Consider the following 20161-nt stretch of genomic DNA (forward strand, 5'->3'; position numbering starts at 1 on the left):
TTCCGTTTTCCATATGTCCAAGGATATGACGTCCGCTGGATGCTCCGATATCTACCGCTAAATAATATGCTGCCATTTTAACCCCCTCAATATATGAATTCATACGCACTTTATATCTTATGATTTTATTTTATCCCGATTTACTTTTGAATGTAAAAACCTTGTTTATCTGAAAAAGTGGCCTCGTTTCTCAATTAAAAATGTCAGTTTTCAATTAATATACTCCCACGAAAGACATTACCGGTGCTACTCTGGAGTCTTCAATCACGATTGCCAGGCAATCTGTCTGTATTCCTTTGAGATCAATGATCTTTTTATATCCAATAGTAGTTCCATTATAACATTCTTTCATACTTCCATTTTCTTCGTAGCAGACTTTGAACTTCTCTACTCTCTGGCTGAATGGAATGGCTTCCTTCAGTACCAGATAATTAAGCTTCTTTTTCTCAACCCAGTTAAGCTTGATCATGAGTTTATTTGTTCCCTCTTCATTCATAAAATAAGTCTCATAATCATCAGTTCTTAATACTGTAGGTTCTTTCTCCTGACAGTCAAGTGGCGGAATCGTTGTAATACCTGCTTCACCAACCAGATTGTATTTAAATGTATTCTCAATAAACTCGCCTAACTGTTTCAGATTTGCTGCATCTGTTTCATGGATACGGCCATTTTTCATAGGAGGAAGATTCAATAATAATGTGGTATTTCCCCCTACAGATTTTAAGTAAATGTCTTTCAGGTTTTCAAATGAACGGACCTGGTCATCTTCTTCCTCATGATAGAACCAGCCTGGACGGATTGAAACATCAGTCTCTGCCGGATACCATGCAAGCTCTTTTTCATTTGCAAGACGCTCCCTGCTTCCAAGGTCTGTCTGGGTCTCGTCCAACGGTCTGTTCCGGAATTCCTCATTATCTTCCTGCTGGCTTAACGCTGCTGTGATCGCCGGATCAGTCATGTCCTTTGCAACAACGCTCCATTCACTCGGCCTTACTTCCCCGGCTTCGTTTCCGCACCATCTGATGTCCGGTCCTGAAATAGAGATCACTGCATTCGGCTGCAGTTCACGCATCACCTTATAGTATCTCTGCCAGTCGTATTTCTGGACCTTTCCATTTGGTCCTTCTCCACATGCACCGTCCAGCCAGATCACAAAGATATCACCGTATTCTGTCAGCAGCTCTGTCAGCTGGTTCAGATAGTAATCGTCATACTCTTTTCCTTTTCCGTAGCTGCTGTTGTTTCTGTCCCAGGGTGAAAGATAAACACCGAATTTAAGGCCAAACTCCCGGCATGCTTCGGCTGTTTCCCTGACAATATCCCCTTTTCCGTTTTTATACGGGGAATTCTTGATACTATGCTCTGTGTATTTGGATGGCCACAGGCAAAATCCATCATGATGCTTACATGTAAGGATCAGTCCCTTCATCCCGCCCTCAGCTGCTGTTTTTGCCCACTGGCGTGCATCCAGTTCTGTCGGGTTAAAAATAGATTCCGGTTCTGTTCCATCTCCCCATTCACTTCCTGTAAAAGTATTTACAGTGAAATGAATGAAACAGAAAAACTCCATGTTTTCATATGCGATCTGTCTTGCTGACGGTACAACTTTAACTAATCTTTTGTCTTCTTTCAATCCATTATAGTTCATAACTGATTCCCCTTTTTGTTCTTAATCATCCCCATCTGCAAAAGAAAGGAAAATATTTTCATTTTTTCGACTTAACCATTCAATCTTTTAGCTCTCAGTTCTTTATTTGCTTTTTCCACATTCATCTTGGTCATAATAAAGGTGATTACCAGGGCAAGGATTACAGGAAGCCAGAGATACATGAAATGTAACATACTCAGACAGGATGCAGACTGAGTAGCAACTTCGCCATTGAATCCACTTGCAGCCAGAAGCCATCCTGTCAGTGCAGTACCAATTCCACCACCAAGCTTAGTTCCGAAAGATGTACAGGAATACATGGTTCCATCAATTCTTTTGCCTTTTGTAAGGTAAGTATATTCAGAACAGTTTGCCACAACTGCTCCCATATCTCCCTGCCATGGTCCCTGTCCGAATGAAGATACGGCAGTAAAGAGAATCATAAGAGGTACACTGTGCATATAAGCCGCAACAACAACAAGTGCTCTTCCGACAGTTGCAATCGCATAACCTACAATATTCAGTTTGTAAAGGCCTTTCCATTTAGCTACCAGTGTAGGTGTTATGATCAGGGCAATGATCAGTGGAATATTGATTGCCCAGGAGAATACAGCATAGAGATCTTCATTAAGAAGAACATATGTCATATAGTAAATACCCATGTTCAGCATAGCAGAATATGTCTGCTGTACAATATATGTTACGGAAATCATAATGTAATATTTGTTAGAAAACAGAAGTTTCGCCGCCTCTACAAGGCCATATTTTTCTATCTCATCATCAACAACTCCATCACCGTTCAGTTCCTCTTCCGGGAGCTCTTTTACAGAGAAAACAGAAATTGTATTTACAATGACACCTACAATCGCAAACACGATGGCAACCACTTTCCAGGCATGTGCCCCGCCTCCAAGGATCTGTACAAACTTAACTGTCACTGACTGAATAATAAGGACCGTTGAAAAAGCAAAGATGAATCTCCAGGATCCCATCTCAACTCGTTCCTTACTGTTCTTGGTTACTAATGCTACAAGTGCCGCATAAGCAATATTATTTGCAGTAAAGAAGACTGCATTTAAAAGGGTGTAGGCAATAAAGAACCATGCATACTGTGCAAATTTTCCCATGTTAGTCGGAATAGCAAAGTTTGCTACCAGGGTTACCGCACAGCCAATGTATGCGTAAAGCATCCAGGGTCTTGCTTTTCCAAGACGGCTCTTTGTTTTATCGATCATAGCTCCAAAAAAGATATCCGTTACACCGTCAAACAGTTTGGATACTGCAATAAGTGTTCCGACAATACCTGCATTCAGACCAACTATGTTGGTCAGATAGATCATGATAAAGGATGACAGAAATGAATATACCACATTTCCAGCCATGTCACCTGAACCATATCCTACTTTGTTATACCATTTCAAGTACTTCTTTTCTTCCATTTTTCCCTTCGCTTTCTCCTGGTTTCTCCAGGTTGTTTTCATGCGTTTACACCAGTGAGATATCTGATAGTCTTCTGTTTCTCTGCTCTTGTCTCTTCCTCTTGTTCTCACATCTGCTGTTTCCTACGCATCTCTTGTTCGATGAAAATTATATCCTTTTCTCTGTTAAATTCATATAAACAAATTTAGGCAAAACATGCACAAAATTATTCGATTTATAAAATTTCTGTAAAGTCCCGGGTCCGTTTTTTTTACTAATGTTATAATTGCATAATTTTTATGTGTAATTTTTGTACATTATTACAACTGCTCTTTTGGATATCTTTTTTCTATGTTTTCCGGATTTCTGTATAGGGATAAAAAAACTATCCTGAACAAAATACAAGCATAAAAACCTTGTACTTGTTCGGGATAGTTTTATTCAATCAGACCAGAAGAACTGCCTCTCACAATTCCTCCATTTCCTGTGTCTGTAAAATGTATTTCTCTTTATAAAGAGAACGATACTCTCTGGGTGTCATCCTGTACCGTTCCCGAAATGCCCTGTTAAATGTCCTCTGACTGTCAAATCCTGCATCCAGCCATATATCAGTGATGCTTTTATCTGTACACTCCAGATGTACACAGACATAATTGAGCCTCTGCTCATTAAGATACTGGTTAAAATTCCTGTGGAAAGTTCCTGAGAATACCCGTGAAAGTGTAAATTTGCTAATCCCCAGATCTTTTGCCATAGATTCCAGCGAAACCTGTTCCTTAAAATGTTTCGCAATATAAGATACTGTCTGATAGATAATATCACTGCTCTCCACACTGCTCTTTTCCGTCAGTCTGTAACAGGGGATGCTCCTTGCAAGCAAAATCTGCACATATGCCTGTTCAACAACAGGATTCTTATCTTTTCTTTTTTTATTATCATAAAGACATTTTACTGCATTCCGGATATCCGGGTGTAAATTCTTCGATGTGATTACTGGATTATCAGGGCATGATTTCTGAAGAGTATCTGCAAACTGTCCTGTCAGCGTCATCCCTGCCCACAGATACCAGCCTCTGTTTATCCCTGGTGAAAACACCTGATAATGGTGGATCACATCCGGAAAGATTACTGCAAAGTCCCCCTTATCCATATGATACAGTTCCTGCCCCATCCCAAGCTCCAGGGTTCCTTCTGTAATATATATAAATTCTATGGAATTATGAAGGTGTGGGGAAGCATGTCTGGACGTTTTACTTCTAAAATGAAGGTTTTCTTTCTTCTCCTCATATACAGGAAACATTTACCTGATCTCCTTTTTGCAAGATTTGTCTGTTTTTTCTTTCTATTTGGCAGGAAATACCGGTCAACCTGCTTTATAATACAGCCATAAGATAAAGAAAGGGAGGAACAGACAATGAAAAGATTTAAAGCTTATATCGAATATGTAATGAACTTTTATGCCAACTATTACAGATTTTACCGGTAAGTGCAGAATATGGCTTCCGGATATAACCCGGAATCTGTATTTGCAGTTTATGTAGATCTTGTAATCAATAATTTCAGTATACGCTAGAATCCGTTTCCTGTACATGAACAGGATGCGTTAATATATAAACAAAATTTCATAGTTGGCAGACTTAGCCAAAAAGAACCGATATCATATCATGCAAAGACTGTATCGGTTCTTTTTGTATTTTCTCATTATCTAATTATGGGAGGATTTTTCTATATCACCGAAAAAAACTTTTATTCCCGCACTTCAAGCCACTGGTCAATGTTTCCAAAATGTACCGCCTGCAGGTTATCTACATCAACCAATTGCGGGAAGCTGTTTCTGATGATCATGACACCATTTTCCTTATCCTGTTTTTCTCCACCGCCAGCGATGCCTCCCATGGTCAGATCGAGTGTTAAAACCGTTCCATCTTTATAACGCACTTGGTCAATATTAGCTCTGCCATAAAGATCCATGCCATAATCTGTACCTGTGTACTCAAACTTGTTTTTCTCATCTTCATACACCTTCATAGCTTCATCATAATCAAGATATAATGACCATAAAAGGGGCGTTACTTCCATTTTTTTCACTGTGATTTCATAACCTCCAAAATCACATTTCCGGTTCACTTCCAGAGTTGTCGGAGGCTTTACTGCACCCAGAGTCCATTTAAAATCCCATGTTCCATCTGTAATAACAGTCTTATCATAATCCCCTTCCTCCGTAAGATTCTTCAATGTGATTTCTACAGTTTTATTACTCAGATTATAATCACTGTCATAAGAAATGCATGCTGTGAAATATTTAGAATGTGCCGAATCCTGATCATAGTTCAGCAGATTATCCTGGCTCACACCTGTACTCAGGCTTCCAAATCTGTCATCATCTTCTGCATATACTTCTTTTCCATCAATTTTAAAATGTGTCATCTCCTCAAAAGAAGTATGATCAGTCATAGAAATACTGTCCTCTGTTTTCACTTCAAAAAAAGCATACAGGAATCCCTGATCCTGAATAGAATCTGTCAGGGTAACCGTCACACCATTTTGTGTTACAGACTGGTCTATATTCTGAATATAGTTTGATTCCTGCATCGTTTCCTGCTGTTCCTCAGAGGGTTCCAGTCTTTTTAACAAATGGTCATTCCATTTAAAGAACTCTTTTGCCGCCACTGTTACTCCCATGCCTGTACAGATCACTGCTGCTGCAATCAGTAATCGGCCACTGATTCTTTTTCTTTTGTATTTTTTATCAACTGCATCTGCCTGCTCAATATGTCTCAGTGTCTCTTCAAATTTCTCATGAAAATCCTGTGGTACTTCCGGTGCTATATTATTCCATTTGTTCTCTAACATGACATTTTCCCCTTTCCTATTATTCTCTTTGATGGTTTGCTGTTTTTCCCAGGCATCGGTCTTTTCTCTTCTTCATCGGATAACTGTTCTTTCAAAAACTCTCTTGCACGGGAAAGTCTGCTTTTAATCGTTCCTTCCGGAATATCCAGAGCCTCACTGATCTCTTTCTGTGAGAATCCTTCTAAATAATACAATGTTACCAAAATCCTCAGATCCTCCGGAAGTTCCATAATCGCCATATACAGATGACTGTATCTGTCCTCCTCAGTCAGCCTCATATTGTCCATATATTCTTCATATGGAATAACATTTTTTCTTTTCCGAAGAATCCCATTGCATTCATTGATCAATATCTTTGTGATCCATGTTCGAAAATACTTTTCTTTCTTTAAGGTGGGAAGTTTCTCATATGCCTTAAGAATTGTTTCCTGCACAGCATCCCCACAATCAGAGTCATTCTTCAGAATGGACTTTGATATATGATACAGCATGGCTTCTGCATCCCGAACCTCCTTAATAAATACATCTTTTGTCATAACTTTGTCTTCTCCTTTTGTCCAGCCGGATTACTACACGTGTTTACTTTTTACTTTTACACTAATTAGATGCATCGGGAAGAGAATTGGTTCTCATAAAATTATCTCAGGATTTTGTAATGTAAAAAATACAGTTTGCACATATACAATGATACAATAAAAATGTAAAAATTATAGCAATTCCTACACGAAAGGGGTCATGTTTTATGAGAAAAAGAAACAATTTTATTTCTGTGTTTACTATGTTTCTGGCAATTGGTTTTGCAATTATCTTCTCCATACCCGTAAAAGCAACGGCAAATGGGGTCCAATTAAAAGCAAATCGGACATACACAGCATATGATGTTACCGGTGATGGAACGAAAGATAAAATCAGAATCAGAGCAGCCAATCAAACCGACGATGAAGCATATTCGTCACTTACTGTATCGGTTAATGGAAAAACAGCTTACAGATTAAAAAATACACGTTTTTATAATGTTATAGCAAATATTTATACATTGAAAAACGGACAGCCGTTTTTATATCTCTATGCACCAGCCGATAATGGTGACGGACCTGTATGTGCATTATTAAAATACACAAACGGAAAGTTCAGAAAGGCCCTTGATTTCACTGAAATTATGGCAGGATACGGAAACCATCGCATAGGTGAAGTTACCAACTTAAATGGAAATAAGATTGTAATTACAGAGAGCATCGTTTCTTATTCTCTTGGTATCAATGCAATTAATTTCACCTACGAATATGTCAATGGAAAATTTGTTCCGACAAGCAGATATGGATCTTACAAAGAAATATATTCCGCAGATGGAAGCAGCCGACATTTCACAGTAAACAGTGATCTTCCGACATATACCAGACCAGGTGCTACTGCGGTGAACACAACACTGAAAACCGGATCATTAACAAAAATCATTAAATGCGCACTCATAAACGGAAAGATGTATATTCAATTAGAATGCGATGGAGAAATCTACTGGATTAAAGCGTTGGAAAATCCACCGATTGCTGATAACGAAAGACAATTTATGGAAGTTAGATATGCAGGATGATATCATAAGAGGATGTCGGTTAATACCACATTTCGACATCCCCAGTAGTAATTGAAAGATGAAATTTATTTTTTGCCGCAAAATGAAGATAGTTTAAACTTTTACAAAAAAATCATAGGTTTAATTCCCAAAAGCCACCAAGAGATTTTTCTTATCTCCTGGCAGCTTCTCTTCATTATATCATTAAATTATTGTACAACACTCATGCTTTCATCGATCCAGTTCTGAACCATCGCAGCACTTACTTTAAGATAGTGGGCTATTTTTTCAGCTTTCATTCCATCCGCAGCCATGGACAAAGCAGTTTCTTTTGCCTGTGGCACCACGATTTCATAAAAATAGAATCCCAGATAGCCGATATTTTCCAACTTGATGATGACAATACTCCTGTATGAGAGATAAAGCCCAAAAGAAAAGCAGTTTGAACCGAGAGTAACTAACTCGATAATCAAGCTGCTTTTTTCATATCACGTTATTCAATTCATCAAGACTTCTGCAATTATCTCTGCTGCTATCTGGGAACCTTTTTCATTTGGATGGCACCCATCATCCGCATAAAGATTTACTTTATCTGAAAGTTCATAAAATTTCTTTCCAACATCTGCAATCAAAGTATGGTTTCTATCTGCTGCTAGGTGATAAGCTTCATACAGTTTCTGATACATCTCATCATAATCCATTCCAAAAGTTTCCAACTTCTTTTCTCCACGTTGATATGCCCAAGTCGCATAAAAAACTGGCTTTGCTCCATTCTCCCTGATCTTCTCACAGAGTTTTTCCGCATTTTCAAGGAAACTGGCTTTTGATGTAATTAGACCATTGCTCATTTCCTGTAAAATGACAAAATCCCATTTTTCATTTTGCAAAGCTTCCTGTGTACGCTTTCCCATCTTTGTTTTCGGATTTAACTGATCTGCCAATCGTTCCCCTCCACGGGTATGTTGCACAATCTCTGCACCGGTCAACTCAGCCAACATGTCCGGCATATGATTTGCCGTTGTAAAACTGTTTCCTAACATCAATATTCTCATCTTCTATATTCCTTTATTATGCGCATTTACTTCTATCGCATAAACCAATTCCGTATGTTCATCAAACAAAACCCACTCCACCAGATCAAAATCATCTGGATGTTCCTTCAAAAATCCAGCAACTGTATTTACTGCAATTTTTGCTGCAAGTCCAACCGGAAATGAATACACTCCTGTAGAAATTGACGGAAATGCGATTTTTCTGATTTTGTGTTCCAGTGCCAGCTGCATAGAAGATAAATAACAGCTTGCAAGTAATTCTTTTTCATTTTGATTCCCACCATTCCATATTGGTCCTACTGTATGGATAACATACTCACAAGGGAGCTTATATGCTTTTGTAATTTTTGCCTTCCCTGTCTCACATCCATGTAATGTTCTGCATTCTTCCAAAAGTTCTGGTCCTGCTGCTCTGTGAATTGCTCCATCCACACCTCCGCCACCAAGAAGTGAATTATTCGCAGCATTTACGATTGCCTGAACATCTGTAATTTTTGTAATGTCTCCTCTGATTGTTTTCAACAATTCCATAATTTCTTTACTCACACTTTCTGTATTCTTCCAAAATGTCATTTGCTCCATAGATATTCTGGGAGTGTTCCATATTGCTGTTGCACATATTCAAAGATTTCTTCTTTACTCACACTCTATTCAGTTCCTGTTTTCTCTTATGTCCTGTTCTCAATCATACCACATTTCCAACCTTCCTACTACTGCCCAAATCCTTTTGCAATTTGAACCTCTATTCCTGCAAGTATTATAAATTGCTTTATAGTTAGCTACCGAAATCGCCACATTTTTCTTAAAAATCATGCAAAGTTTTCGTTAAGAAGTTCGTACGCAGGTTTTACGAAAACCATGACGAACATTTTACGAAAATCCGTTTAAAAAGTTACATGAATTTATAATGCAATATATGAAGTGGTGTATATAAGAAAAACCCTTGAAAATACTGGATTTTCAAGGGTTTTAAGACTCTTTTTAAAGTTCTGCAAAAACCAGATTACTGTGCCATCTGTTTTGCAACTTCTTCTGCAAAGTTCTCTTCTTTCTTTTCGATACCATCACCTGTCTCGTAACGTACGAAACCTTTAACAGTGATCTTAGCACCGTTTTCTTTAGCAACCTGCTCTACGTATTTAGCTACAGACTGTTTTCCGTCTTCAGCTTTAACGTATGTCTGGTCAAGAAGGCAGATTTCTTTAAGCTCTTTTTTGATACGACCTGTAATCATTCCTTCGATAACCTTAGCCGGTTTCTGGGATTCTTTCGGATCGTTCTGAATCTGAGCCATAAGGATTTCTTTCTCATGCTCAATGTATTCTGCGCTTACTTCGCTATCGCTTGTGTACTGTGGTTTCAGAGCTGCAATCTGCATTGCTACGTTCTTAGCCATTTCTTTAACAGCATCGTTAACTACGTCTGTTTCAACGTCTACAAGAACACCGATCTTACCGCCCATATGTGTGTAGGAAGCAACGAAACCGTTCTCTTCTGTAACCTGAGCAAATCTTCTGATGTTCATGTTCTCGCCGATAACTGCGATCTGAGCTGCAAGAGCTTCTTTAACAGTCTTAGTTGTATCAAGTGCCCATGCTTCTGCAAGGAAAGCATCGATATCTGCTGCTGTTGTGTTCATAGCCTGAGCTGCTACATCTGCAACGTAGTTCTGGAATTTTTCATTCTTAGCTACGAAGTCTGTCTCAGCGTTAACTTCTACAACAACTGCTTTCTTTCCGTCTTCGGAAACTAAAGTTTTGCAAAGACCTTCTGCTGCTACACGGCTTGCTTTCTTCTGTGCTGTAGCAAGACCTTTTTCGCGAAGGAATTCTACTGCTTTATCCATATCACCTTCTGTAGCTGTAAGAGCTTTCTTACAATCCATCATTCCGGCGCCGGTCATTTCTCTTAATTCTTTTACCTGTGCTGCTGTGATAGCCATTTCATTTTCCTCCTGAATAATATTCGTAAATCGCCCGGAGGGGCTTTTCCTTTTTCAATGACAGGAAAGCCTGTCGGCTTTCCTGTACTGGTTCAAAAAATTATTCTTCTGTAGCTGCGAACTCTTCAGATTCAGCTTCGATTTCACCGCCTACATCTGCAGTACCCTGTTTTGCTTCGATAACAGCGTCTGCCATTTTGGAAACGATTAATTTTACTGCACGGATTGCATCATCGTTACCCGGAATTACATAATCCAGTTCTTCCGGATCACAGTTTGTATCGCAGATACCGATAAGCGGGATTCCTAATGTATGAGCTTCCTGTACGCAGATTCTTTCTTTCTTAGGATCTACGATGAAGATTGCATCCGGAAGTCTCTTCATTTCTTTGATACCGCCGATGTTTTTCTGTAATTTTGCAAGTTCTTTTTTCAGCTCAATAACTTCTTTCTTAGGAAGAACGTCAAATGTTCCATCAGCTTCCATAGCTTCGATTTCTTTCAGTCTTGCAATACGGCTCTGGATAGTTTTGAAGTTTGTAAGCATACCACCTAACCATCTCTCGTTTACATAGAACTGTCCGCAACGCTCTGCTTCTGTTTTGATAGCATCCTGAGCCTGTTTCTTTGTTCCTACGAATAAGATGCTTCCACCGTCTGCTACGATATCAGCGATTGCATTGTAAGCATCGTCAACCATACCTACAGACTGCTGTAAGTCGATGATGTAGATACCGTTTCTCTCTGTGTAGATGTATGGAGCCATTTTAGGGTTCCATCTTCTTGTCTGATGTCCGAAATGTACGCCTGCTTCTAAAAGCTGTTTCATTGAAATAACGCTCATGTTTGTTCTCCTTTTTTGGTTAATTTCTTCCGCCCGGTTCTTTTTCCTGGGGACCCAGCCTCACACCGCAGGGCACCATCCGCGGGAATCTCCGAACGTGTATATTTTTGCACACGCAATAGATGCGCATGACTCGCAACTTCTGTAGTATAGCATACAAAAACCCTCCATGTAAAGAGGGTTTTTTGCAAATTTTTTATTATTTTTACAGTTTCTTCCAGGTTCTGATCTGCTTCTGACAAACTCAGTTTCCTGCACTTTACCGACACATGTTATAATGTCCATTATATCAACGGACAATCAACCATGTATTCTTACAATTTTACTTATTTTATGACAACACTTTCTTTTAATCTCTTTTCTTCTTCTGCAGTCAACTGTCGGCATTCGCCTTTTTTGAGATCATCCGGCAATGTCAATACTCCCATGGAAATTCGTTTCAGATAGACGACTTTCTTTCCTACTGCTTCTGTCATTCGCTTGACCTGATGGAATTTCCCCTCTTTGATCGTAAGCTGAATTTCTGATGACCATCCTGACGGGTACTGTTCCAGTTCTGTCTCTTCAACTTTTCTTGTACTGAGGATCTTCAGTTTTGCCGGCATTGTGGGATTTTTTTCTCCGATTTCCAGACCATCTGCGAAGCGCTGCACATCCTCTTTGGTCATACATCCGTCTGTAACCGCATAATAGGTCTTGTCCACATGTTTCTTTGGAGAAAGCAATTCATGCGCCAGTGCTCCGTCGTCTGTGATCAGAAGCAGTCCTTCCGTATCTTTGTCCAGTCTTCCCACCGGAAACAGGCCTTTTCTGTCTGATGCTACAAGTTCCATCACTGTTTTGTCCCGCTTATCTTCTGTGGCACTAACATACCCTGCCGGTTTGTGCAGAAGATAATAGACAAATTCCGGTGCCTGGGAAATTCTGTTTCCGTCCAGAACTACTTCATCCTCTTCACTGACCTTGATCTCCGATTTCTTTGCAGGCACACCGTTGACCTGGACTTTTCCTTTTTGAATAAATTTTTTTACCTCACTTCTGGTTCCTGCTCCTGCATCTGCCAGGAACTTGTCCAGACGAACTGCTTTCTTCATTCTTCTTCCTCGCCAGTTTCTACTATTTTCTTTATAAATTCCGGCTCTTTCGCTTTCAGTACAGCAAACTCTATTCCGTTTAGCGATTCTCCGGCAGACTCTGTACTGTTCAGAGCCACTTTCACACTCACACCCGCCTCCGTTTCCAGCCATGCCGGACACTCCCATTCACGGATCAGGCTCTGGGCTAATTCTTCTTTCTGTTCAGAATCTGTGACATCCATTTCTTCTGCATTATATGTCACTGAATAATCGTACTGTTTCAGATTTTCTTTTTCCATAACAAAAGCATAACCTTTTTCTTTCAGGAAAACAAGTGTCCGCTTAAATGTCGGGAAAATATATCTTCCTACTTCTGCATAGGATTCCGGTGCAATATGCTCATCCATATCTGCATAGGAAGTAGCGTAAAGCTCCATCTGTCCACACGGGATTCCTATAAGTTCCTGCGGTGAGGCTTCTGCTATATCCTGTTTCAGCAGATCCAGCAGCTTCTGACTGTCAGATTTTTCCAATGTTACAGAGTACTGATCATCTAATTCATTTAAAGGATCTACTGTTATAAAAGACACTTTCTGTCTGTACTTTTCCAGAATATCATATTTATTATCTTTTAATGTTCCCTGCTCATAGCATGCTTCCAGCAGTCTGCCAAGCTGCTCCGCTGTCACTATATATTGTCTGGTAATATCGAAACCGCTCTTCTTTTTAAACTGAACTCCTATTTCTGTTCCGCTGCACTCCTTACTGTTCTGATAAGACGCAATTTCTTTTAACACTTCATAGATTTTATCTGACATTCCTGCATCTGTCCATCTGCCATAATTTCCGCCCATAAAATAAAAGAGTCTGTCCAGTTTATATGAACCAGAACTCACTTCCATCTGCGGTTCATTCACACTCTCAGTTCCTATCCACTCCAGATTCAGACTGATTCCCTCAGTTTTTGCCATTGTCGGAATTCTTGTATCATATCCGATGGCATCTGTGTGTAATATCCAGGCACTGACAGCTACACATATTCCCAAAAGCATAAGCTGCAGCTTATGTGCTGCCATTTTACGGAAATCCATTGCAAAAATAACCTGCAAAATTCCATAAAATACAACTGTCCCCAGCACAAGCCCGAATATCCACCAGCCAGTCCTGTTCTCTTCCGGTCCGATCAGCGCAAACATCGTTCCAATTGCCAGAGCAGCAGGGATTACGACCATAAACAAAAGGATTGGTTCCAGAAATCCGTAAACAAAAGATTTTCCTGTTTTCTCAGCTGGACGCTTTGTATATGCCAGATATGCACATACTGCCAGAACAATCAGAAGCAGTATCCCGCCCACTATAATGATCCAGAAATTCTTTTGTCCTGAATAAGTCCGCAATGCCACGGAAATAGATACAGGTGAAAGAAAAACAGATATCTTTTCTGCCATTCCCTCTTTAAGTCCCATATTCGTTCTGAAATACATCATTTCCAGCACCCATAAAAGAATGCCCAGTACCGGTCCGTAAAGGTAAACACAGCATAATGACAGAATACCTGCCAGAATATTTCCCGCAATTGCCAGTGCCAACACTGCTCCGAAATACAGCAGCAGATACATAAGCAAATGTTCCAGAAACATTTTCCCCGCTGCCGTGATCAGATGACTACCATGTCCTTTGCTGACTGCGATCGCCATTGTGATCAGTTCCATGATCACATATGGAACCAGATACAGCACCAAACCTCTGATTGCTTTTTCCCAAAAGAACCTGCTTCTTGTTACCGGAAGACTGTGATAAAAATCAATCTTATCTCTGGAAAAAAGATACCAGAATTCATTCAGGGCATTTACAACGGCCGCAAGCATTGTAACCAAAAAGCCTGGAACTATCAGATAGGAACAGATCATGGCAAAAGTCATCCTGTGGATTTCATCCGTCTGATTTCCGATCAGCATCAGTTCTGCTACCGGAAATGCAACCATAAACCCCAGTAACAACAGCACCAGAATCCAGGTACTGCCTTTTAAGCTGCTTCTTAATGATCTACCAGAAAATGTTTTTGACTTCATAGCCTGCCACCTCCGTTTCGCTGATAAATATCTCCTCCAGTGTCAATGGAATCACTTCGCAGAATATTGGATTCTGTGTCTGTACTTTCTGAAGTATTTCTTCTCTGGTCCCTCTTGCAGTAAGTATCAGAAGTGATCCCTGATGTTCTTTCTTTAAAACGTCCAATTCTTTCAAAAGTGCTTCTTCTTTTGTCTGATCCGGCAGTACACACTGGATCTTATGGATATGGAATTTCATGTCTTCCAGTTCTCTGGATAAAAGAATTCCTCCTTTGTGCAGGAATCCTACATGGTCACACACGTCCTCCAGTTCTCTCATATTATGAGATGCGATCACCGGGGTAAAATCCCGATTCATGATTTCAGACACAAACAGACTCTTTACTGCCTGACGCATGACCGGATCAAGTCCATCGAACGTTTCATCGCATAACAGATATTTTGTCCCTGCACTGATTCCCATAATGACCAGAAGCTGTTTCTTCATTCCCTTGCTGTAGGAACTGATCCTGCGTTTCTCATCCAGATGAAACTGGTCCATTAATTTACTGTAACGGTCAGTCATAAAGTCCGGATAATATTCTCTGTAGAAATCTTTCAGATCTGCTGCCGTATATCCCTGTGGAAAATATCCACCGTCTGAAATGTAAAATATCTGCTGTTTTATCTTTTCATTCTCATAGACCGGTTCCTGATCCACCAGGATTTCTCCTTCGTCCGGCTTTATCACTCCGGCAGCCATTCGAAGCAGCGTGCTCTTTCCTGCACCGTTGGTCCCTACCAGTCCGAAAATCTGGCGTTCACCGATTTCCATTAATACATGGTCAATGGCATGGATCTCTCCGAAAGCTTTACTGCAGTTTCTGATCTCTATCATGATTCGTCCTCCTTTTCAAAGATTTCCGCAAGCATTTTCTCCAGTTCCTCTCTGTTGAATCCTGTGTTTCTGCCTTTCTGTATCAGTGCTGTGAATTCTTTTCGGTAGCTCTCTCTGTTTATCTTCTGTACCTGAGAGCTGTCTGCTACGAAATTTCCTCTGCCTTTTACAGGATAGATCAGTCCCAGTTTCTCCAGCTCCATATATGCACGCTGGATCGTGTTGGGATTGACGGACAGTTCTGTGGCAAGCTGCCTTACTGACGGCATCTGCGATCCCGGCGGCAGGACACCGTTCAGGATTAGGATCTGAAATTTATCTGTAACCTGTTCATAGATTGGACGCCTGTCCTGATAATCCAAAACAATCACTGGTGATTCCTCCTTTCTGTTACGTGTTTCATGATGTGTTGTTTTATTTTATGTGTGTACTTAGTGTATTAGTTGTATTGATACATTCATAATACAGAATACTGTTGTATCTGTCAAGTACTTAATAGCTAAATACTTATTTGTCAAACAGATATTCTCTGTTTAATTCAGTAAAAGGTTATTTCCGAATCCTAATCAAACTGTTAGGTTTTACTCTTTCCAGTACATCTAAATTTCCGTATACTGATTATTTTCTTTTTGCCTTAACATAATCTTTTTTCTAATAACAAAGACACCTGCATGTGTACTGTCATTCCACAATTGCAGATGTCTTTATCTTGTCTCTATTTTTATATCATTCTTTTCTTTTTTCTTATACTGCACATCTTTTCGAAATGGGTAAGGCAATATACCACACTGATCAACAGAATCAGATAGATTAATATGAGAATCTGTACCCCATATTTCATGGAATACAAATCCAGTGCATATTCTGAGATAAGCAGTGACCAGATGTTTGCTCCCATATGGAGCAGCATACTGCTGTAAATATTTCCACTCATTTCCAGTATCCATGCAAATGCAGTTCCGAGGATACTTGCGTATATTCCCTGCACGATATTTCCGTGATATATACCAAAGACCACTCCGGAAATCACTGCTGCCACCGGCAGCTTCATCCAGTCACGCAGACGCAGATAGATTAACCAGCGAAAGATCATTTCCTCTGCTGCCGGCGCAACGATTCCCATCCAGAAAATCATCATAAAAAGTGATTTTCCTTCTGTAATTCTGGTCATGCTCTCCTGATAGGTGCTGCTGTTGATAAATGACTGAAGTATTGCCATCAGGAAGTTTCCATATTGTGCAAATCCGGCTCCTGCCAGAAGTAAAAGAACTGTTTCCGATATAGAAAGCGGTACTTTTTTCTGCGCCGGGATCAGGCCGCTGGCAATTCTTCTAACTTTATCTCTTCGATAAAAATACAATGCCGGGATCATAGCCAGGATTCCTGTTAAGCCTGTGAGAAAAATCGTGTAATTATAGTATGTCTCTGCCGAATTTCCTGCTGTTCTTGCAAATACTGCCAGCGCAGTCCCTGCAACGATCTGCGAAATCACAAAATGGATTCCTGCCGGATATCCTGCCCTCCAGATTTTAGAAACAATATTTTGTTTTCGCAGAGGGCTCAGGCGAAAAAATCTACGATTCCTTCTGCAGAATCAACGATTTTCAGAGGTTTTGCCTGTTTAAGCTCTTCTTCAGTTCCATATCCGAAAGAAACTGCAATACATTCCAGGCCAGCTTTGCGTGCTCCGTATACATCATGTTCTTTATCTCCAACCATAATAACCTGATCTCTGTGTTTGTCCATATTCAGACGTTTCAGAACATCTTCGATCACTTCTGTCTTGTTTGTTCTTCGACCATTCAATTCGCTTCCGCCGATTTCTGTGAAGTACCGGGTAAGTCCAAAATGATCCAGGATCTGTCTCACATATACTTCCGGTTTAGAGGATGCTACTGCGAGAATATATCCTTTCTTCTCCAACTGTGCCAGCATGTTCTCAATTCCCGGATATACGGCATTTTCAAAGATTCCTGTCACAGAATAGCGTTCTCTGTAAATTTCCACCGCCTGTTTTGCGGTTGCCTCATCAATCTGTGCATATTGCATAAACATCTCCATAAGCGGCGGTCCTATGAAAACCTTCAGTTTCTCAAGGTCCGGTTCAGGCTTTCCAATTCTCTCCAGTGCATACTGAACAGACTTGGTGATACCCTCTCCGGATTCTGTTAATGTTCCATCTAAATCAAACAAAATTACTTTGTACATAGATTCCTCCTGTCTCAGAAAAATTGATATAATATGATAAATTATAGCATTGTTTTCCTGAAGCGTCTATGAGGAAAAAATCCGGGGATTCATTTTTATCAGCTTTCCGCCTTGAGAGATAACCAACAATTCTATTTCTTTTACATTTTCATCTTCCGTATCCGGTATGATCCAGTCTCCTTCCCAATGCCAGGGACATTCTGTTTTGTTAAGCCGAAAAGAAAGAATCTGAACAGAGCCCCGGGATATTATCTGAATTCGCGGGGTATGGAAACTATCTGTATTTTGTGTGCAATGAAACTTAACAGCTTCATCTTTTACATGCGTGTATTCAACAGTATCCCCCTGGTTTTCTTTATTCTGAAATACTTTGGAATTACCTGTATTCTTGTTTTCTTTTTCTGTTTTCTTTGCTTTATTTTGTTTCTTCTTATTTTTCTTTTTTGACGGCTTAGGAGTTGGGGGCTGAGTTGATTTGGGTGTTTTTGTCGGCTTCGGATTTTTCGCAGGTTTAGGTGTTGGTACAGGTATTGATGTTGGGGTGGGTTTTTCTGATATCTTAACAGCGGATTCATTATCCGTCCGGGATGTTATCTGCATATTGTTATCTGTCTGAGGTTGAGCGTTCCATGCAGAATTATTATTCCGGGCATTATTATTCTGGACATTATTATTCTGAGAATTATTATCCCACTGAGAATTATTGTTCCATTGACTGCTGTTATTCCAGTCAGTGTTATTCTGCTGTACACCATCCCATTGCTGTATATTATCCTGTGTTCCGTTTCCTATATCAGAATCATACTGATATCCATTGTCCTGGGCCTGATCGTTCTGTACAGGAGTTTCTGATGTGTTGTCTCCAGTCTGCCGGTTATTTTCCCACGTATTCTCCCAACTGCTCTGATTCCACTGCTGTTCCTCATGCCATTGCCAGCTGCTGTTTTCTCCATTTCCTACATCAATATCAAAACCTCCCATCTGCATGGCAGAGATAGTCGAAGTCGGACACAGACATAAACATACAAATGTCACAATCCAGAGTCTGTTATGATTTTTCTTCACTCTTAGTCATCTCCTTTTCCCACAATCTCAGATTTCTGCTGACTGTATCGTCTAACATTGTTTCTTTCGACTTATATTCTGTCCATAGTGCCTGACCGGCTTCCTTTTTCCCGGTACGGAACAGGAACATTCCATATTCACCGTATCCGGCTCTGTACGTTTCATCATAAAGAAGCATTTGCTCATAGTAGAATCCTGCATTTTCATAATTTTCCTGGTACTCACTGTTTACTGCCAGAAGCTGTAATATCTCTCTGGACTCCTCTTTTTCAGCGCATTGTTTTTGTAATTTCCGCAGTCCGGTATCTGCCTGTTCACAGATTTTTTCCCTGTCCGCTTTACTGCCGTTTTGAAATTCTTCCTGATAATAAAGGTCTGTAATATCAGTTAGCTCTTCATAAAAATCAAATGTTTTGGAACCGGATACCAGATCAGAACTAAACAGAAGAAAAACAGTTATTACTGCAAAAGCAATACTGCTCCCTGCCAAAACCAACATGTTTTTAATTTTACTCTGATTTTGTCTCTTCTGGATTCTGCTTAGTTTTTTCTGTACAGTCTTCATATTTTGATAACGCATTTCCGGTTTCTTCATGCAGCATCTGAAAATAAGCCAGAATAATGACATGTTCCGGATGAATAACAGACAATCTGTTTTTCCACATAAGGCAGATAATGTTTTTCCAAATGTATAAATATCTGTTGCTGCATTTATCTTTCCCTCATATTGTTCCGGCGCAGCAAAACCGGCAGTGCCTATACATACTTTATGGTGATATTTATATCCGTTTACAGCACCGCCCAGATCGATCAGATATAATCTTCCATTCTCACCCAGCATCAGATTGTCAGGCTTCAGATCTCCATAATAAACCGGTGGTTTCCGACCATGAAAATAGGAGAATACATCTGAAATCTCCATTCCATATTTAACGATTTCATTTATGGAAAAATGTTTTCCGCCTCTTAAATACTCACCCAGAGATTTTCCCCTGACATATTCCATAACAAGGTAACATTTTCGGTTATCTTCTATGTAATCTATCATCTTTGGCAAAGACGGATGCGAAAGTTTCAAAAGCATATGGGCTTCACTTTTGTCGGATACCGGTATTTCTTTTACCGCCCACAAGACGCCCAGTTCCAGGTCTCTGGCAAGGTAAACTTTCCCTCTGCCGCCTTTTCCAACAGGATCCAGAATACAGTAACGCCCTTTTAATACAGTTCCAGATAAATTCACTGGTTCACCTCCTGTTCAATTGTCAAACAGATAAAATCATCAGATTCGCTACTTGCTCATAACCGAATAACTGCTCCGCAGTTTATCTGAGCCAAGCAGATATTCACAATTCGTTTAAAACAAAAATGGAAAATGTGATGAAAGAATTTCATCACGTATAGATTAGATAAATACATAATAGCACATTTCGTTCTTTTTGAAAAGCCCCATTTACAATATATGTAAACAGGGCTTAGTATACGTTACTGTTCACTCCGTTCTCAGTAACGTAGCCAAAATTCATTCCAGATTGCCT

The 20161-nt window shown here is 39.9% G+C and carries 19 protein-coding genes; 1 reads left to right on the top strand and 18 read right to left on the bottom strand.

Translation table 11 applies throughout. From position 1 onward, the window contains the following. Positions 1–214 precede the first annotated feature (214 nt). The 5 genes from LJE12_RS17155 to LJE12_RS17175 form a co-directional block, all read right to left on the bottom strand. Complete coding sequence (locus LJE12_RS17155) at positions 215–1648, bottom strand: alpha-L-fucosidase (protein WP_227226703.1); 1434 nt, start codon at positions 1646–1648, stop codon at positions 215–217. A gap of 71 nt (positions 1649–1719) precedes the next feature. Next, entirely contained in the window at positions 1720–3087 is a 1368-nt protein-coding gene (locus LJE12_RS17160) for an MFS transporter (protein ID WP_227226733.1), read from the bottom strand. 446 nt (positions 3088–3533) lie between these two features. Then, entirely contained in the window at positions 3534–4367 is an 834-nt protein-coding gene (locus LJE12_RS17165; RefSeq protein ID WP_026648780.1) for an AraC family transcriptional regulator, read from the bottom strand. Positions 4368–4813: 446 nt separating this feature from the next. Next, entirely contained in the window at positions 4814–5920 is a 1107-nt protein-coding gene (locus LJE12_RS17170; RefSeq protein WP_118670188.1) for a DUF4179 domain-containing protein, read from the bottom strand. Further along, complete coding sequence (locus LJE12_RS17175; RefSeq protein WP_227226702.1) at positions 5914–6456, bottom strand: RNA polymerase sigma factor; 543 nt, start codon at positions 6454–6456, stop codon at positions 5914–5916. Before LJE12_RS17175 ends, LJE12_RS17170 begins: the two co-directional genes overlap by 7 nt. A 206-nt stretch (positions 6457–6662) precedes the next feature. Here LJE12_RS17175 and LJE12_RS17180 point away from each other — a divergent pair, with 206 nt between their 5' ends. Continuing rightward, positions 6663–7511, top strand: coding sequence for a hypothetical protein (locus tag LJE12_RS17180; protein WP_227226701.1), 849 nt, complete (start codon positions 6663–6665; stop codon positions 7509–7511). 188 nt (positions 7512–7699) lie between these two features. Here LJE12_RS17180 and LJE12_RS17185 read toward each other — a convergent pair whose 3' ends face one another. The 13 genes from LJE12_RS17185 to LJE12_RS17245 form a co-directional block, all read right to left on the bottom strand. Beyond that, complete coding sequence (locus LJE12_RS17185; RefSeq protein ID WP_008703683.1) at positions 7700–7963, bottom strand: hypothetical protein; 264 nt, start codon at positions 7961–7963, stop codon at positions 7700–7702. A gap of 24 nt (positions 7964–7987) precedes the next feature. Next, positions 7988–8542, bottom strand: coding sequence for an SGNH/GDSL hydrolase family protein (locus tag LJE12_RS17190; RefSeq protein WP_161275909.1), 555 nt, complete (start codon positions 8540–8542; stop codon positions 7988–7990). Between the two features lie 3 nt (positions 8543–8545). Further along, the gene (locus LJE12_RS17195) at positions 8546–9073 is read right to left on the bottom strand and encodes an O-acetyl-ADP-ribose deacetylase (RefSeq protein WP_055054004.1); all 528 of its coding nucleotides are present in this window, start codon (positions 9071–9073) and stop codon (positions 8546–8548) included. Between the two features lie 472 nt (positions 9074–9545). Further along, entirely contained in the window at positions 9546–10484 is a 939-nt protein-coding gene (tsf, locus tag LJE12_RS17200) for a translation elongation factor Ts (RefSeq protein WP_008703687.1), read from the bottom strand. A 100-nt stretch (positions 10485–10584) separates the two neighbouring features. Then, on the bottom strand, positions 10585–11328 hold the full coding sequence (gene rpsB / locus LJE12_RS17205; RefSeq protein WP_022380890.1) for a 30S ribosomal protein S2: 744 nt from the start codon (positions 11326–11328) through the stop codon (positions 10585–10587). 326 nt (positions 11329–11654) lie between these two features. Continuing rightward, entirely contained in the window at positions 11655–12422 is a 768-nt protein-coding gene (locus LJE12_RS17210; RefSeq protein ID WP_055153046.1) for a pseudouridine synthase, read from the bottom strand. After that, positions 12419–14476, bottom strand: coding sequence for a DUF6449 domain-containing protein (locus LJE12_RS17215; RefSeq protein ID WP_055153044.1), 2058 nt, complete (start codon positions 14474–14476; stop codon positions 12419–12421). Before LJE12_RS17215 ends, LJE12_RS17210 begins: the two co-directional genes overlap by 4 nt. Then, positions 14451–15353: an ABC transporter ATP-binding protein gene (locus tag LJE12_RS17220; protein ID WP_055058424.1), complete on the bottom strand. Its 903-nt coding sequence runs from the start codon at positions 15351–15353 to the stop codon at positions 14451–14453. The genes LJE12_RS17215 and LJE12_RS17220 overlap by 26 nt, the downstream gene beginning before the upstream one ends. Next, on the bottom strand, positions 15350–15724 hold the full coding sequence (locus LJE12_RS17225) for a GntR family transcriptional regulator (protein ID WP_019162114.1): 375 nt from the start codon (positions 15722–15724) through the stop codon (positions 15350–15352). The genes LJE12_RS17220 and LJE12_RS17225 overlap by 4 nt, the downstream gene beginning before the upstream one ends. Positions 15725–16074: 350 nt before the next feature. Beyond that, entirely contained in the window at positions 16075–16845 is a 771-nt protein-coding gene (locus LJE12_RS17230; protein WP_227226700.1) for a CPBP family intramembrane glutamic endopeptidase, read from the bottom strand. A 68-nt stretch (positions 16846–16913) separates the two neighbouring features. Then, a complete protein-coding gene (locus tag LJE12_RS17235; RefSeq protein ID WP_008703695.1) occupies positions 16914–17561 on the bottom strand; it encodes an HAD-IA family hydrolase in 648 nt (215 codons plus the stop codon). 66 nt (positions 17562–17627) lie between these two features. Next, entirely contained in the window at positions 17628–18626 is a 999-nt protein-coding gene (locus LJE12_RS17240) for a hypothetical protein (RefSeq protein WP_227226699.1), read from the bottom strand. Further along, positions 18610–19866 (bottom strand): serine/threonine protein kinase, encoded by a 1257-nt coding sequence (locus LJE12_RS17245; protein ID WP_120062590.1) that lies wholly within the window; start codon positions 19864–19866, stop codon positions 18610–18612. The genes LJE12_RS17240 and LJE12_RS17245 overlap by 17 nt, the downstream gene beginning before the upstream one ends. Positions 19867–20161 lie beyond the last annotated feature (295 nt).

The sequence above is a fragment of the Blautia sp. DFI.6.71 genome (assembly GCF_020593585.1).
Lineage (GTDB): Bacteria > Bacillota > Clostridia > Lachnospirales > Lachnospiraceae > Blautia_A > Blautia_A wexlerae.

Coding starts and splice junctions, on each gene's coding strand:
- LJE12_RS17155 (WP_227226703.1), bottom strand. CDS start 1,648: ATGAACTATAATGGATTGAAAGAAGACAAAAGATTAGTTAAAGTTGTA.
- LJE12_RS17175 (WP_227226702.1), bottom strand. CDS start 6,456: ATGACAAAAGATGTATTTATTAAGGAGGTTCGGGATGCAGAAGCCATG.
- LJE12_RS17195 (WP_055054004.1), bottom strand. CDS start 9,073: ATGGAATTGTTGAAAACAATCAGAGGAGACATTACAAAAATTACAGAT.
- tsf (WP_008703687.1), bottom strand. CDS start 10,484: ATGGCTATCACAGCAGCACAGGTAAAAGAATTAAGAGAAATGACCGGC.
- LJE12_RS17210 (WP_055153046.1), bottom strand. CDS start 12,422: ATGAAGAAAGCAGTTCGTCTGGACAAGTTCCTGGCAGATGCAGGAGCA.
- LJE12_RS17180 (WP_227226701.1), top strand. CDS start 6,663: ATGAGAAAAAGAAACAATTTTATTTCTGTGTTTACTATGTTTCTGGCA.
- LJE12_RS17170 (WP_118670188.1), bottom strand. CDS start 5,920: ATGTTAGAGAACAAATGGAATAATATAGCACCGGAAGTACCACAGGAT.
- LJE12_RS17165 (WP_026648780.1), bottom strand. CDS start 4,367: ATGTTTCCTGTATATGAGGAGAAGAAAGAAAACCTTCATTTTAGAAGT.
- LJE12_RS17160 (WP_227226733.1), bottom strand. CDS start 3,087: ATGGAAGAAAAGAAGTACTTGAAATGGTATAACAAAGTAGGATATGGT.
- LJE12_RS17215 (WP_055153044.1), bottom strand. CDS start 14,476: ATGAAGTCAAAAACATTTTCTGGTAGATCATTAAGAAGCAGCTTAAAA.
- LJE12_RS17190 (WP_161275909.1), bottom strand. CDS start 8,542: ATGAGAATATTGATGTTAGGAAACAGTTTTACAACGGCAAATCATATG.
- LJE12_RS17220 (WP_055058424.1), bottom strand. CDS start 15,353: ATGATAGAGATCAGAAACTGCAGTAAAGCTTTCGGAGAGATCCATGCC.
- rpsB (WP_022380890.1), bottom strand. CDS start 11,328: ATGAGCGTTATTTCAATGAAACAGCTTTTAGAAGCAGGCGTACATTTC.
- LJE12_RS17235 (WP_008703695.1), bottom strand. CDS start 17,561: ATGTACAAAGTAATTTTGTTTGATTTAGATGGAACATTAACAGAATCC.